This window comes from Sphingopyxis sp. 113P3, from assembly GCF_001278035.1.
Lineage (GTDB): Bacteria > Pseudomonadota > Alphaproteobacteria > Sphingomonadales > Sphingomonadaceae > Sphingopyxis.
Genome location: NZ_CP009453.1, coordinates 203701 through 217964, shown reverse-complemented (window position 1 = coordinate 217964; position 14264 = coordinate 203701). Strand labels below are relative to the sequence as shown.

Annotated in this window: 17 protein-coding genes; 2 read left to right on the top strand and 15 right to left on the bottom strand. The window is 64.4% G+C overall.

Annotated features, from left to right (window positions below):
• Window positions 1–10 precede the first annotated feature (10 nt).
• Window positions 11–913, top strand: coding sequence for an ArdC family protein (locus LH20_RS22550; protein ID WP_053556574.1), 903 nt, complete (start codon window positions 11–13; stop codon window positions 911–913).
• The gene (locus LH20_RS22545) at window positions 910–1185 is read left to right on the top strand and encodes a zincin-like metallopeptidase domain-containing protein (RefSeq protein ID WP_235527227.1); all 276 of its coding nucleotides are present in this window, start codon (window positions 910–912) and stop codon (window positions 1183–1185) included. The genes LH20_RS22550 and LH20_RS22545 overlap by 4 nt, the downstream gene beginning before the upstream one ends.
• A gap of 121 nt (window positions 1186–1306) precedes the next feature.
• On the opposite strand, the gene copM is transcribed toward LH20_RS22545, so the two are convergent.
• The 15 genes from copM to LH20_RS22470 all read right to left on the bottom strand — a co-directional run bounded on the left by copM (window position 1307) and on the right by LH20_RS22470 (window position 14262).
• Window positions 1307–1693, bottom strand: coding sequence for a CopM family metallochaperone (gene copM / locus LH20_RS22540; protein ID WP_235527226.1), 387 nt, complete (start codon window positions 1691–1693; stop codon window positions 1307–1309).
• Window positions 1694–1751: 58 nt separating this feature from the next.
• A complete protein-coding gene (locus LH20_RS22535) occupies window positions 1752–1982 on the bottom strand; it encodes a hypothetical protein (protein ID WP_231471584.1) in 231 nt (76 codons plus the stop codon).
• A 220-nt stretch (window positions 1983–2202) separates the two neighbouring features.
• Window positions 2203–2811, bottom strand: coding sequence for a DedA family protein (locus LH20_RS22530; protein WP_019368201.1), 609 nt, complete (start codon window positions 2809–2811; stop codon window positions 2203–2205).
• Window positions 2812–2823: 12 nt separating this feature from the next.
• Window positions 2824–3201, bottom strand: coding sequence for a hypothetical protein (locus LH20_RS22525; protein ID WP_053556598.1), 378 nt, complete (start codon window positions 3199–3201; stop codon window positions 2824–2826).
• Between the two features lie 98 nt (window positions 3202–3299).
• Window positions 3300–3755, bottom strand: coding sequence for an MgtC/SapB family protein (locus LH20_RS22520; protein WP_053556572.1), 456 nt, complete (start codon window positions 3753–3755; stop codon window positions 3300–3302).
• Window positions 3756–3869: 114 nt separating this feature from the next.
• Window positions 3870–4619, bottom strand: a complete 750-nt coding sequence (locus LH20_RS22515) for an HAD-IIB family hydrolase (protein ID WP_053556571.1) — start codon at window positions 4617–4619, stop codon at window positions 3870–3872.
• Window positions 4616–7117 carry a heavy metal translocating P-type ATPase gene (locus tag LH20_RS22510; protein ID WP_053556570.1) on the bottom strand — a complete coding sequence of 834 codons (2502 nt, stop codon included), beginning with the start codon at window positions 7115–7117 and terminating at the stop codon, window positions 4616–4618. The genes LH20_RS22515 and LH20_RS22510 overlap by 4 nt, the downstream gene beginning before the upstream one ends.
• A complete protein-coding gene (locus tag LH20_RS22505) occupies window positions 7114–7722 on the bottom strand; it encodes a cation transporter (RefSeq protein ID WP_053556569.1) in 609 nt (202 codons plus the stop codon). Before LH20_RS22505 ends, LH20_RS22510 begins: the two co-directional genes overlap by 4 nt.
• Window positions 7719–8405, bottom strand: a complete 687-nt coding sequence (locus LH20_RS22500; RefSeq protein ID WP_053556568.1) for a ZIP family metal transporter — start codon at window positions 8403–8405, stop codon at window positions 7719–7721. Before LH20_RS22500 ends, LH20_RS22505 begins: the two co-directional genes overlap by 4 nt.
• 3 nt (window positions 8406–8408) lie before the next feature.
• Window positions 8409–8792, bottom strand: coding sequence for a hypothetical protein (locus LH20_RS22495; protein ID WP_053556597.1), 384 nt, complete (start codon window positions 8790–8792; stop codon window positions 8409–8411).
• Between the two features lie 5 nt (window positions 8793–8797).
• Window positions 8798–9685, bottom strand: coding sequence for a bestrophin family protein (locus tag LH20_RS22490; RefSeq protein WP_053556567.1), 888 nt, complete (start codon window positions 9683–9685; stop codon window positions 8798–8800).
• 31 nt (window positions 9686–9716) lie between these two features.
• On the bottom strand, window positions 9717–10058 hold the full coding sequence (gene fliE, locus LH20_RS22485) for a flagellar hook-basal body complex protein FliE (protein WP_007406845.1): 342 nt from the start codon (window positions 10056–10058) through the stop codon (window positions 9717–9719).
• A 45-nt stretch (window positions 10059–10103) separates the two neighbouring features.
• Complete coding sequence (locus LH20_RS22480; protein WP_053556566.1) at window positions 10104–10478, bottom strand: hypothetical protein; 375 nt, start codon at window positions 10476–10478, stop codon at window positions 10104–10106.
• The gene (locus tag LH20_RS22475; RefSeq protein ID WP_053556565.1) at window positions 10475–10963 is read right to left on the bottom strand and encodes an SRPBCC family protein; all 489 of its coding nucleotides are present in this window, start codon (window positions 10961–10963) and stop codon (window positions 10475–10477) included. The genes LH20_RS22480 and LH20_RS22475 overlap by 4 nt, the downstream gene beginning before the upstream one ends.
• 53 nt (window positions 10964–11016) lie before the next feature.
• Window positions 11017–14262, bottom strand: coding sequence for an efflux RND transporter permease subunit (locus LH20_RS22470; protein ID WP_053556564.1), 3246 nt, complete (start codon window positions 14260–14262; stop codon window positions 11017–11019).
• Window positions 14263–14264: the final 2 nt, after the last annotated feature.

Below are 14264 nucleotides of genomic sequence, written 5' to 3'. Positions count from 1 at the left end.
GAGACCTGCCATGACCCGATCCCACCCAGCATCGGCGCGCGCCGACGTCTATTCACGCATCACCGCCGAGATCGTTGATGCCATCGAAGCCGGTGCCGGTGACTGGCGCATGCCGTGGCATCACGACGGCGCGGCCACCACCCGGCCGCAGAATGTCACCTCTCGTCGGCGCTATCGGGGCGTCAACGTGCTGGCGCTCTGGATTGCTGCCGAAGCGGCTGCTTATTCCAGCGGTCTGTGGGGCACCTACCGTCAGTGGGCGGCTCTCGGTGCGCAGGTTCGCAAAGGGGAGCACGGCACCACGGTCGTATTCTGGAAGCAGGCTACATCGCGCGCCGACGATGATCATGATGAGGGCGAAGCCGGCCCCGGGCGCATGTTCGCCCGCGCGTTCACCGTGTTCAACCTCGCTCAGGTGGAAGGCTACGAGCCTGCACCGGTCGCGGTCTTGCCCGAGAGCGAACGGTTCGCGCACGCCGAGGCGTTCGTTTCTGCATTGAAGATTCCGGTCATCGAGGGGGCATACGACGCGCATTACCGGATCGATCTCGACCAGATTTTCATGCCGACCTTTGCCACATTCCGCGACGCGTCGGCCCACATGGGCACATTGCTGCACGAATGTGGTCACGCCACTGGCGCAAAGCACCGGCTCGACCGCAACTTCGCCGAACGGTTCAAGCGCGACAGCCTCGCGATCGAGGAGATTTGCGCCGAACTTACCGCATCGTTCGTCCTCGCGGATCTCGGTATCGCCCATCACCCACGGCCCGATCACGCCGCCTACGTCGCGTCCTGGCTGCGCGTGTTCAAGGATGACCCACGTGCGATTTTCACAGCTGCCAGCAAGGCCCAGGCCGCAGCCGACTGGATGCATGCCCAGCAGCCTCAGGCCGAGGAGATGGCGGCGTGAAACAGGTTCGAAAAAATGGCGCTGGAATTCACATTAGCGCTGGACTGTCAGGATATGTGGCGGAGCTAGGGGCGGCGTTCGTCAGCGCGACCATCGGCATCAAGCTTCACGATCGTGAAGACCACGCCGCCTATCTGGCGAGTTGGCTACAGGCCCTGCGCAACGACAAGCGGTGCATCTTCACCGCCGCCCGCCTAGCCCAGGACGCGTCCGACTGGCTCTTGAGCCGCATGGCCGTTGAGACGGCCCCTGAACTGGACGAGGCGGCATGAGCGCCCCCACGATCCCGGCCCCGACGAGGGCCGGGACGTGGCGGCGCGACTGGCCTATGATCCCAAAATCACGACCGTCGCCATCATTGACGGCGGTGAGCGCCACCTTTTCAATCAGCCGCTACTTTCGGGGTTGCCGACGTGCAAGCCAGGTCCGCATTTCGGCGATCTCGCGCCTTTGGGTTGCCACCACTGCGGCCGCGAGGCGGCGCACGGCGGGATCTCGGCCATACTTCAATTCGATTTCAGCCATCGCGATAGCGCCTTCATGATGGGGAATCATCGCGCGCATAAAATCGGCGTCGGCATCACCCGTGAAGGCTACGTCCATATCGCCATGCATCTTGGCATTTGCGGCCCGGTAGGCCCGCGTAGCGGGCGGCTCGTTTAGCGAGCCTGACACGGCACCAGTTGACCCATGCTGGGTATGCTGTGCCTTCGCGGAAAGCGGGGTTAAGACGGCGGTCATTGCCAGCATCAGCGCGAACGGCCTGTTGCTTCCGATCATTACGATTCGTCTCCAGTGATAGTGATTTGGTTCATGGGGCGGGCGAAGGTGGCTCGCTTCAGCGTCCAGACTGCCGCCCCGCCGCCGCGTCGAGCTCGGCCACGGCTTGCGCCGCGGCCTCGCAGTCGCTGCCGGTCTCTTGGCCCCGCTCGCAGCGTGTGACGACCAGTCTCGCCTCTTCCGCGTGGAAGCGGAAATAGCCGGCGTCGCGTGGTTTAATCAGCCCGCATCCGGACAGAACGATTGTTGCGGCAACGGCGATGATCGCCTGCTGCTTGCTGTTCCCCATTATGTCGATCCTCTCCATATTCCGGCCCAACGCCACTTCCCTCCGTTGCGACGCCATGCGTGAAATCCGCTGCGGTGAAGCCTTCCAACCAATCTGATGAGGATGATCGCGCTGGCTGGTGAGATCAGGCTAAAGGCACGTGCAAAGCGTGTGATGCGGACAAGCATCGAAGCTGCCATGAGCCAAAGGCCGGCAGGAAACGCGGGCAGCAGGTCAGCCATCAATGGCCACCCCTTGATCGCCCGAAAGTCGCGACCCGCCAAAGATACCAGATGACGGCCAGCGCGAGCACGGCGTTGCTGACCGGTTCGATGACGCTCGCCACCTGGCTATAGCGTTCGCCCAGCTCATAGCCCGCCAGCACGAGGATAACGGTCCATATGGCCGAGCCGGTGAGCGTCGAGACCAAGAATGGACCAAGGGGCATCCCGCTGACCCCTGCGGGCACCGAAATCAGGGTCCGGACTCCCGGGACCATGCGCCCGAACAGAACCGCCCAACGACCGTAGCGGTCGAACCAGCGGTCGACATGATCGACCTCACCGGGCGTCAACGTCAGCCATCGGCCGTGGCGGGAAGCAAAGCGCTTCAATCGTTCGATGCCGATCCAGCGGCCGACATAGTACCACAGCACCGCCCCTGCAGCCGATCCGAGGGTGCCGGCGATTGCCACCACCCACAGCGAGCCGCGCCCCTGCGCAGCGGTGTAGCCGGCAAGTGGCAAAATCACTTCCGACGGGATTGGCGGAAAGACGTTTTCGGCCAGCATCAGCAGGAAGACGCCAAAGCCGCCGAGTGACGCGAGGATCGATGTTATGATGTCGAACACAAACCAGCCTCGTCAGAAGATCCAATAGGAGATCGCGCAAATTACGAGCAGGAGGGCGGCGACGGACCCAACGATCCGATTTTCCAGGCGCGGACATTCGACGTTCCTGATCCGCACGGCGACCTGCCAAGCGGGTCGAACCGGACACCGCCATGAACCTGCGGCAATCCGATCCAGCTCGGCATCAGACAATCCGAAGAACGATTTTGCTTCACCGCGCGATCGTCCCGCCAACCCCATCACCCGCAGCACCACGTCGCTCCATGCGACATCGATCGCGCTCGGCCGATCGACCATCGTGCCGCGCGCGTCACCGCCCGCCCACGAGGGGGACAGCAGGCCGATGATCTGGTGGGGATTGCGCTCCAGCAGCGTCGCCCAGCGCAGCAAGCGATGTTGGCGGTCTCGCGCCGCGATGGTCGTCGCCGGTGACCAGCGCCGGGTAAGGGATCGCACAGGCCGCATCCATCGGCTCGCCCAAGGGCTCGTCATGGGCTCGCCGAGCTGCCGACGTCGCCATTGGTGGCACGCTTGAGCGGACGAGAGCAGCGCAGGGTGAGGAAGGTGGTGGCGCTCAGGATGAAGGCGATGTCGTATAGGCCGTAGCCTACGGCCGCGCCGAGAGCCCCAGTCGCCCACAGACTGGCCGCCGTCGCCGTACCTGACGCCTTGTCGCCCTTCTTCAGAATCGCGCCGCCCCCGATGAAGCCGACGCCCGTAATCAGACCTTCGAGCAACCTGGCTTGCGCTGGAGACGTGCGGCCGAGGATCGCGATGCCCACCAGCACGAAGCCGCAACTGGCGATGGCAACCAACGGGAATGTACGGATGCCTGCGCTGCGGGCGTCCTTCTCGCGATCCCAGCCAACAGGAAGGGCGAGCGCGTAGGCGACGGCGAGACTGATGATATGGGTGGCGATCTCCCACCACGAGCTTTGAAACATGCCGGCCTGCCTGTTCTACGCGATTGCTCCAGATCGGAGGTAAAGGGCTAAGGTCGGGACGAGAGTCCCACAGACGTTCAGGCCCAAGGCGGGGATCGCGAACATCGGCGATCCCTACCGGTGCAGACATGCGATGATGGCTGTCACGACGGCGGTGGTTTCCGCAACGTCGCGCACTCTCACCGTATCGAGGCCAATTTCAGCGGCGGGATAGTCATTCCCACCGGGGAAGATCGCGTCGCCGATGAACAGCATCCCGTCGAGCGGGACGCCGCTTTCAGCACTCAGGCGCTTCAGGCCATAGCCCTTGTCCACCCCTGCCCTGGTCACGTCGATCGATGTCGTGCCACCTAGATTGATCGAGAGGTCCGGCAGCGTCGCGCGCAACGTGGCCTGCAACGCGGTCCTCTTCTTTCGGTCGGGATCCCACGCTTCCTTTTCCTTTAGCGGCGCTCCCTGCCCCAGCCCCGAAAAGGTGATCTGGCTGCCCCGGTCCTCGATCCGTTCGCCCCAGATACGTTCGTCGGCGAGGCTGGCATCGGTCAGGGCTTGATCGAAGGCCGCGCGGATCGTCGCCTTCTCTGCGTCGTCGAACAGCTCGGCATAGACCGCGCGCCAAGCGCCGTTGATGAACCGATAGAGTTTTGTGCCTGTGGTCGGCATCAACCAGAGACGGTCAAGCGCGGCGCCGGCAGGAAGACGCGAGGCGACCTGCTTTTCGAACTGCGGCCAGTCCCCGCCCGAGATCACCGCCACATCCGTGACGGCGAGCAATCGGGCGAGGGTTGTGGCCATATCCTCCGACAGCGGCCGCTTGCTCTCGGCAAGCGTGCCGTCGAGGTCGAAGGCGATCATCCACTTCATGCCGCCTTCCCCGCCGGATCGCGGTAGGCGAGCAGCCTGAGCGCATTGATGACAACAAGCAGCGTTGATCCCTCATGAACCGCCACCGCTGGCCCAATACCGAGGCCCAGGATGGTGGCAGGAACGAGGAAGGCGACCACGCCCAGGCTGACGAAGACGTTCTGGCGGATGATCCCGCGTGTGTGACGGCTCAAGCCGACCGCGAATGGCAGGTGCGCCAGATCGTCGGCCATCAATGCGACGTCGGCTGTCTCCAGCGCCACGTCCGAGCCCGCCGCGCCCATTGCAATGCCGACCGTTGCACTGGCCATCGCCGGCGCGTCGTTCACGCCGTCGCCGACCATCGCGACCTTGTCTTCACCGGCGAGCTTCTTGATCGCGGCAACCTTGTCTTCGGGCATGAGGTCGCCCCACGCCTCATCGATCCCGACTTCGTTGGCGATCGCTTCGGCGACTTTCTGGTGGTCGCCAGAGATCATTATCATCCGCGACACGCCCATCTCGTGCAGCCGGCGCAGCGCGGTCTTTGCCGCTTCGCGGGGCGTGTCCATCAGGCCGATCGCGCCCAGGTCGCGGTCCCCCTTGCGGACCACCATCGTCGTGCGACCGTTCTCGCGCAGTTTCGCGATCGCGTCCTGCGCTCCCTGCCCCAGCGCCGGAATACCCTCACTCCCGAACATCTCGGCCTTCCCGATCCAGACCGTCTCGCCATCCACGCTCGCGGTGACGCCCCGACCGGTCAGGCTCTTGAGGTCGCCGGCAGTCGGCACGGCACGATCGTTCAGTCGTTCGCGACCGTCCTTGACGATCGCTTGGGCCAGAGGATGGTCGCTCAACGCTTCGACGGCGACGGCCAGCGCCAGCAGCTCGCCTTCATCGGCGCCATCGACGGGCACCACATCGGTGATGCGCGGACGACCTTCGGTCAGCGTGCCCGTCTTGTCGAAAGCGATCGCCTTGAGCGACCCAAGGTTTTCGAGCGGTGCACCGCCCTTCACGAGCACGCCGCCCCGCGCTGCACGGGCAACGCCAGACAGGACAGCGCTCGGAGTTGCGATGGCGAGCGCGCACGGGCTTGCCGCCACCAGTACCGCCATCGCGCGATAGAAGCTGTCGCGGAACGGCTCGTCGACGACCACCCATGCGAAGAGCAGGAGCACCGACAGGATCAGGACAGCAGGCACGAAGATCCGCTCAAACCGATCGGTGAAGCGCTGCGTCGGCGACTTCTGCGTCTCCGCTTCGCTCACCATCTTCACGACCTTGGCGAGTGCGCTTTCGTTGGAACGGCGCGTCACCTCGATCTCGATCGCGCCGCCGCCGTTGATCGTACCGGCAAAAACCCGGCTTTCCGCGTCCACCGCATCGGGCTTTGCGCGTGCCGCCGCAGCGTCGGCGACCGGCACCTTGTCGACCGGGATGCTTTCACCCGTCACCGGGGCCTGGTTGATCGCGCTCGTGCCCTTGATGACGAAGCCGTCGGCGGGCAGGCGCTCATTCGGGCGCACGATGGCGATGTCCCCGACGACCATCTGTTCGACAGGGATTTCGCTAGTTTCCCCGTCGCGACGCACGGTCGCGGTTTCCGGGGCGAGCTTCGCCAGCGCCTCGATCGCCTTCTTGGCGCGACCCATCGCGTAATGCTCGAGCGCGTGACCAAGGCTGAACAGGAACAGCAGCAGCGCGCCTTCGGCCCATGCGCCCAGCGCAGCGGCGCCGGCGGCAGCGACCAACATCAGCGTGTCGATCTCGAACTTCTTCATCCGAAGGTTATCGATCGCCTCGCGCAGCGTGAAGAATCCGCCGAAAAAGTAGGCTGTGATGTAGCAGGCGGTCGGCAGCCACTCCGGTGCGCCGGCAACTAGCCTCTCGATCGCATAGCCGATCCCCAGCAGCGCGCCGCAGGCGAGCGCGAAGATCAGCTCGGTGTTGGGGCCAAGAAACTCGGCATGGCTATGGTCGTGGCCATCGCCGGGACCGTGCTTCTCCTCGCTCATGCCGTGGCCCCCCGGCCCGTGGTCGTGGCCGGCATGGTCGTCGGCCGCGACCCGCTTGCCCACACCGACCTTCAGCTTGCCAAGTGCGGCGCGGACCTCCTCTTCGGTGGTTTCGCGTCGATCATACTCGACCCGAACCGAGCCGCTGGTGCTGGCGCTTGCCTGGACCACGCCGGGCAAGGCGCACAGCGCATCGCTGACGGTGCGTGCCCGACGCTCGTGATTGATACCTGTAACCTGCCAGATTGCATGGCCGTAGCGGTCGGTGATCTCGGCGCCCGCGGCGCGCACCATCTCGCGCACGCGCGGCAGCGGCAGCTTGGCAGCATCGAAATGGATGCACAGCGCCGCCGGCGTGTCGCCGTCGAGGCAGATCACATGCGCCCGCTCCACGCCTTCGCGCTTGGATAGGGTCGACACAAGACGGTCCAGGCAGGCATCGGCCGCATCAGGCAGGTCCGGCAACAGCACTGGAATATCGAGTTCGAGCTTGTCGTTCATGACGACCTCCTTTCGCTTTTCTTGGTTTCGGCGCGCGCATCGCGCAGGATTTCGACACCGCCCTTGATGGCGATGATGGCGGTGGCGAAGCCGACCAGCAGGTCCGGCCAGTTGGTGCCCAGCCACAACACCAGCACGCCGGCGATCAGGATGCCGCCGTTGGAAATGAAGTCGTTGAAGCTGAAGGTGGTGGCGGCCCGGAGATTGACGTCCGGATCCTTGAGGCGCTGAAGCAGCCGCAGGCAGAGGTAGTTCACGACACCGGCAATCGCCGACATGACCATCATCGTCGGTCCGATCGGCTCGCTGCCTTGCACGTAGCGCCGTGCGACATCGAGCAGAATGCCGCCCGCGAAGATCAGCAGCATGACGCCCGACGCCATCGCGGCGCGTGTCTTCCATGTCTTGCCCCGGGTGAGCGCCACGAGGCTCAGCGCGTACACGGCGGTGTCTGACAGGTTGTCGACGCCGTTGGCGATCAGCGCGCTCGAATCCGCGAAGAAGCCCGAGACGAAGAAGCCTGCCGCAATCGCCGCGTTCAGCAGCAGGACGATCCAGAGAGTGCGGCGCTCCTGTCCGCCGTTGTTGTCATTGCTCGAGATCATCCCATAATCTCCTCAAGCGTGAGCAGGGCCAGGAACCCCACGAAGAACATCGAGCTGATGAGCGGGGTGTCGGGTTTCTCGTGCGCCTCGACCAGCAGCTCCTCCGTGACGAGATAGAGCAGCGCCATCAGCCCGAAGCTGAGGAAGCCGGCGACCATCACCGGCGACAGCGTGGCGACGGGCACGGCCGCAAGCGCGCCGAGCGGCAGCAGCAGCGCCAATGCCGACACGATCACGATAATGCGAAGGCGCGAGCGATAGGTTTCCGCCAGCTCGTCGGTCAGCGTCAGCCCTAGGAACAACACTTCCAGCGTCAGCGCGATCGTCAGCAGGAAACCCGCCTTTTCGCCCGCCACGAAGGCGAGGCCGAGCACCAAGCCGTCGACCAGAATGTCAATGCCGATCGCGGCGAGCAGCGCCATCGGTCCTTTGAAGCGGGCTTCGAATGCCTTGAGCCCTAGCATCGTCGCAACGCCCGCCGCCCCGCCGATCAACGTCGCGCTGGGCGACGCCTCATGCTTGACCTGCGGCAGGATTTCAGTCGCGGCCGCCGCGAACACGACCCCTGCCGCGAGATGCTGGAGGCCGGCCACAAGGTTGGGCTTCAACTTGGTGCGGCTCGCTATGATCGCGCCGAGCACGACCGCCAGCACAGGCGCAAGCGTGTAAAGCAGTGCCTGCATATCCTATGATCCCTCCGGGGTTCGGTGACAGACGTGGATTTTCCCGCGCCGCATGAAGGCGATCGCCCCGCCCGCCACGACGGCCCGTGACTGGTTGCCGCGAAATTCATCACCGGTTCGCTGGGCGCGCAGGATCTCGGTCCTGCCCTTCGGCAGCCAGGTTACGGCCATCTTCAGGCCGTCGTCGATGAAGTCGACATCGGCGCGGGTGCCGTCGTCGCAATACATGATGCGCTGCGCGATCAGCCTTGGCGTCACACGCTTGTCGTGAGCCGGTTCGACAGGTTCGCTCGGAGCCGGGTTGCACGCCCCTACAATCACGCCGGTGACGAGAACGACGCCAACGCGCGCGATCGTCAGCCCGGGCAGATGCAGCAAGGCGCGCATGCCCATCACCACAGCACCCCGTGGTCAGGTGTCAGCGGCTCGGGGGCCGGAAGTCCCGCGGTTTGGAGAAGGTCGATCTCGATCGTGCGACACATTGCCGTGAGCGGGACATCGTGGACGCTATTGGCGAACGGATCGGTCAGATCCTCGCCGATGCTCAGCACCGCGAGGAAGACGAGTCCGATCAGCGTCGATCCGATCGGCGTGGCAAGGCCCAGGGATTCGACCAGCGCGATCGGGAGCAGCACGCAGAACACACGCGTGAAGAGGTTCGGGAAGAACCGAAAGCCATTGGGCAGCGGCGTGTTCTTGATCCGCTCCATGCCGCCCTGCGCATTGGCGATGTCGATCAGGACGCGCTCCACAGTTGCCTGCTGGATTTCGGTGATCCGACCTTCCGCGAGCGCGTCGGCGTAAATGCCCGATATGTCCTCCAGGAGCGCGTTGGCAGGGTTCAGGCGGGCGACCGCCATATCGGCGACTTCCGTTCCAGCGACCCGGGCAATCTCTTCATAGGGCGATTGTCGGCGAAGCTGGCAGCGCATCGAGTGCGCAAAGGCGATCTGCCGCAGGATGATGTTGTGCCGCATCTCACTGCCCTCGGGTTCCCCCTTGGTCAGGCTGCGCGTGATCCGGGCCAAGCTGCGCGAGGCATTGATGAGCGCGCCCCAAAGAGTTCGCGCTTCCCACCAGCGTGCATAAGCGGCGTTGGTCCGAAACCCCATGAAGAGCGCGATGGCAGTGCCGAACAGCGCCGTCGGCAAAGGCGGTTCCTTGATCGGGGTCATCATGTGGAATGCCGTCACCGCCACGTCCCACACGAACAGGATCGTGAGAGGCTTCCAAACCTCGACAATAATCTGCTTGAATCGTGGCCTTGTGCCGACAATCATACCAATACCGCCTTAGTTATCTTCGCGATCGTCATCCGATCGGCATGTTCATGATGTCTCGATATGCAGACAGCAGCTTGTTCCGGACTTGCAGCGTCGCCTCGAAAGTAATGGATGCACGGCTCTGGATGAGCGCGACGGTTGCAATGTCGGTGGTTTCGCCCCGTTCATATGCTTCGGTGACGACATCCTCCTGCTCCTGGGTCTCGTTGACCTTCGCCACCACGGCATTGAGGGTGTCGGCAAAGGTTGAGGCTGGAGCGGTCGGCGTCACGCCGGGCGGTGCCGTCGGCTGCGCCTCGCGCAAGGCGCGGCTTCGCGCGATTACTTCGGCGCGAATGGCCATCACATTCGAGATCGACGTGTCAGACATCGTTTCTCTCCCGTTGCGGTGCGACGTGTCGGAAGACATGACGGTTCATCGGGTGCCCTCCCGTTCGCAGGTCCGCGTGCGGCCTTCGCCTTCCACGATGGTGAGCTGCGACCCCTTGAAGGTCGCGGTGGCTGTCTCGCCGACATATTGGAGGCCCTGCGCTGGCGCGGTCAGCGTCATGGGCACGGCGCTGCTGGAGCGCCGCAAATCGATCTGCAGGCCGTTGTCCTTGTAGTCGACGAACAGCGGTTCCCCGTCGGAACAGCGATAGGGATGGCGCCCCATTTCCCCGGTCGCCACGGCGCTGTCGGATGAATGGATTTGCTGCTCCGTTGGCGGGGCTGGCGGCTTGCTTTCCGTGCAAGCCGCCAGCCCGACAACGAGGATGAGGGCGGGCAGTACCCGCTTCAACGGCGTCATCGCGCCTTCCTCCTGTAGCGGGAGGGGACGCGCTGACGATTGATCCCACGGGCAGGCTGACCCACCCGCCAGCGCAGATAGGTCGCAAGTCGATCGTCGGCATCGACCATCAGGGACCGCAGACGACGCAACATCATCGCCGCGAACGGCAAAGACAGCGCCCCGCGCAGCGTGCAGCTATGTGTTAGCCTGGTGCCACCGTCGTCCCCTGCCAGCTCGTACCGCTCTTCGAGCGTGAACAGATAAGGGATGCCGCAGGACCAAGCGAAGGCGTGCGGCTTGTCGAATTGATCGACCATGGCCGGCGTCCGAATTGGCCGGGTGATGCCCTGGATCGCGAAGGTACATTCCGTCTCGCCAAGCTGGCACGGGTTGTCGAGGAATACGAGCGGACTCCAAGCCCGGCGATGATCCGGATCGGTGATCGCCGACCAGATCCGCAGTGGCCCGCCGTGAAGCATTGAGCTGGTTATGGTGCGAGGCATATCCCCATCTCCCAGAGATGAGCGGGGCGATCGCGGATCGCCCCGCGCACCCATCAGGCCAAGTTGTTCACGAAGGTCTGACCGTGGTCGTCCCCTTCATGCTCCTCATTGTAGTGCTCGGGCTTCTCGATCGCCTTCTGCCCGAACCGGGCGTAGAGCGTCGGCAGCACGAACAGCGTCAGCAACGTCGCCGAGATCAGGCCGCCGATGACGACGGTCGCCAATGGCTTTTGCACCTCCGCGCCCGCGCCCTCGCCAAGCGCCATCGGAACGAAGCCGAGGCTGGCGACGAGCGCGGTCATGACGACTGGCCGCAGACGCTGCATTGCGCCGACATGGGCCGCCTCCTCGCGCGATAGCCCCGACCGGATCAGATCCTGGATTGAGCTGACCATGACGAGGCCGTTGAGGACCGCGATGCCCGACAAGGCGATGAAGCCCACCGCCGCCGAGATCGAGAAGTCCATGCCGCGCAGGAAGAGCAGCAGGACGCCGCCCACCAGCGCGAAGGGCACGCCGGTGAACACGATCGCGGCATCGCGGACCGATCCAAGCGCACCGTAAAGGAGCAACAGGATCAGGATGAAACAGGCCGGAATGACTAGCTTCAGCCGTTCGCTCGCCGATTGCAGGTTCTCGAACTGACCGCCCCATTCGAGATAGGCACCGGCAGGCAGCCGGACCTGGCTGCCGATCGCCGCCTGCGCGTCTGCAACGACGCTACCGACGTCGCGACCACGCACGTTGGCTTGCACCACCACGCGCCGCTTCCCGTTTTCGCGGCTGATCTGATTGGGACCGTCGACGACCTTGATGTCAGCGACACTGGACAGCGGCACATAGCCGCCCCCCGCCACCGGCACCTGCACCTGTTCCAGCAGGCCAATGTCAGCGCGCTGCGTCTCCGACAGGCGGATCACCACCGGGAAGCGGCGGTCGCCCTCGAAGATCTGGCCCGAGGTGCGTCCGCCGATTGTCGCGGTGACGGTATCCTGCACATCCTGCGCGGTGACGCCCAGGCGCGCCATCGCGTCACGATTGACGCGAATGTCGAGCATGGGCAGGCCCGTCGTTTGCTCGACCTTCACGTCCGCCGCGCCCTGCGTTTTGCGCAGTACGGCGGCGATTTGCTCGGCCGTCCGGTTCATCGTGTTGAAGTCGTCGCCGAACACCTTCACCGCGATGTCACCGCGCACGCCGGCGATCAGCTCGTTGAAGCGCATTTGGATAGGCTGGGTGATCTCATAGGCGTTGCCCGGGATTTTTGCGAGATTTCCCTCGATCCGGCTGACCAGCTCCTCCTTGGCAAGATCGGGATTTGGCCAATCCTTGCGCGGCTTCAGGATGACGAACATGTCGGTGGCGTTGGGCGGCATCGGGTCGGAAGCGAGTTCCGCCGTGCCCGTCTTGGAATAGACGAACGCCACCTCCGGCTGCTTCGACATCATCCGTTCGATCGGCACCTGCATCGCCTGACTTTGCTGGACCGACGTGGCGGGGATGCGCAGCGATTGGATCAGCAGGTCGCCTTCATCGAGCTGTGGCAGGAACACCGAGCCGAGCGTCGTGAAGGCGAGCGCCGCCACGACAAGGCTGCCGACACCCGCGCCGATCGTCAGGGTCGGGCGCTTCATTGCCCGGTCAAGACCGGGCTCGTAGCGCTTCTTCAGCCACGTGATGATGCGGCCGTCCTTCTCCTCAACCTTCTTCGACAGCCAGATCGCGATCATGGCCGGCACGAAGGTGATCGAGAGGATGAAGGCGAAGGCGAGCGCGATGATGACGGTGAGCGCCATCGGCACGAACGTCTTGCCCTCCACGCCGGTCAGCGTGAGCAGCGGCACATAGACAAGGATGATGATCGCCTGCCCGTATACCGAGGGGCGGATCATCTCGCGCGCGGCGGCCGCCACGGTCGCGAGCCGTTCCCTTACGCTCAGCAAGCGACCTTCATGATGCTGTTGCTCGGCAAGCCGTCTCAGCGCGTTCTCCACGATGATGACAGCGCCGTCGACGATCAGACCAAAGTCCAAGGCGCCAAGGCTCATCAGGTTCGCCGAGACGCCGGCACGCAGCATCCCGAAGCCGGTCAGCATCATGGTGATCGGGATGACCAGCGCCGCGATCAGCGCCGCGCGGAAATTGCCGAGCAGCAGGAAGAGCACGACGATGACCAGCACCGCGCCTTCCGACAGGTTCTTGGCGACCGTCTTGATCGTCGAGTTGACCAGCTCGGTGCGGTTGAGCACCGGCTGAACCACGACGTCGGGTGGCAGCGAGGCGTTGATCGACTTCAGCTTCTCGGCGACGGCCGTGGACACGACGCGGCTGTTCTCGCCGATCCGCATGATCGCGGTGCCGACAACGACTTCCGTGCCGTTCTCCGAGGCCGAACCCATGCGGATCGCCTGCCCCGTCTTCACGGTCGCGACTTGTTCGACCGTGATCGGCACGCCGTTACGTGTCGCGATCACGGTCCTGGCCAACTCGCCGGCATTGCGCACGAGCGCATCCGAGCGGACAGCCAGACCTTCGCCATTGCGATTGACGAAGCCGCCGCCGACGCTGGTGTTGTTGCGCTCCAGCGCGTTGCCCAGGTCCGTCAGCGTGATGCCGAGTGAAGCCAGCTTCTGCACATCGGGCACGACGAGGAACTGCTTGGCGTACCCGCCAATCGAGTCGACGCCGGCGAGGCCCGGTGTGTTCTTCAGAAGCGGCGTGACGATCCAGTCCTGCGCGGTGCGCAGGTAGGTCGCCTTGTCCTCTTCAGTCGTCAGTCGCTCACCCTCTGGCGTGATGTAACTGCCATCGGGCTGTTGGCCCGGTTCACCGGGCTTGTGCTTGTCGTCCTCGCGATGCTCGAGCCGGACGGTGTACATGTACACCTCGCCCAGGCCCGTCGCGATCGGACCCATTTCGGGGTTCACGCCATCGGGCAGGTTCTCTTGCACGCCCTGCAGACGCTCGCCCACCTGCTGGCGGGCGAAATAGATGTCCGTAGAGTCGGAGAAGACCGCAGTGATCTGCGCGAAGCCATTACGGCTCAGCGAGCGCGTATATTCGATGCCGGGGGTGCCGGCGAGCGCGGTTTCGATCGGGAATGACACCTGCTTCTCGACCAGCTCGGGCGAGAGCGCGGGTGCGCGGACGTTAATCTGCACCTGGTTGTTGGTGATGTCCGGCACTGCGTCGATCGGCAGCCGGTAAAGCGAAAACGCGCCAATAACGGCGACGATGGCGGTGAGCAGCAGGACAAGCCAGCGCTTCTCGACCGCCCATGTGACGATGCGGGCGATCATGG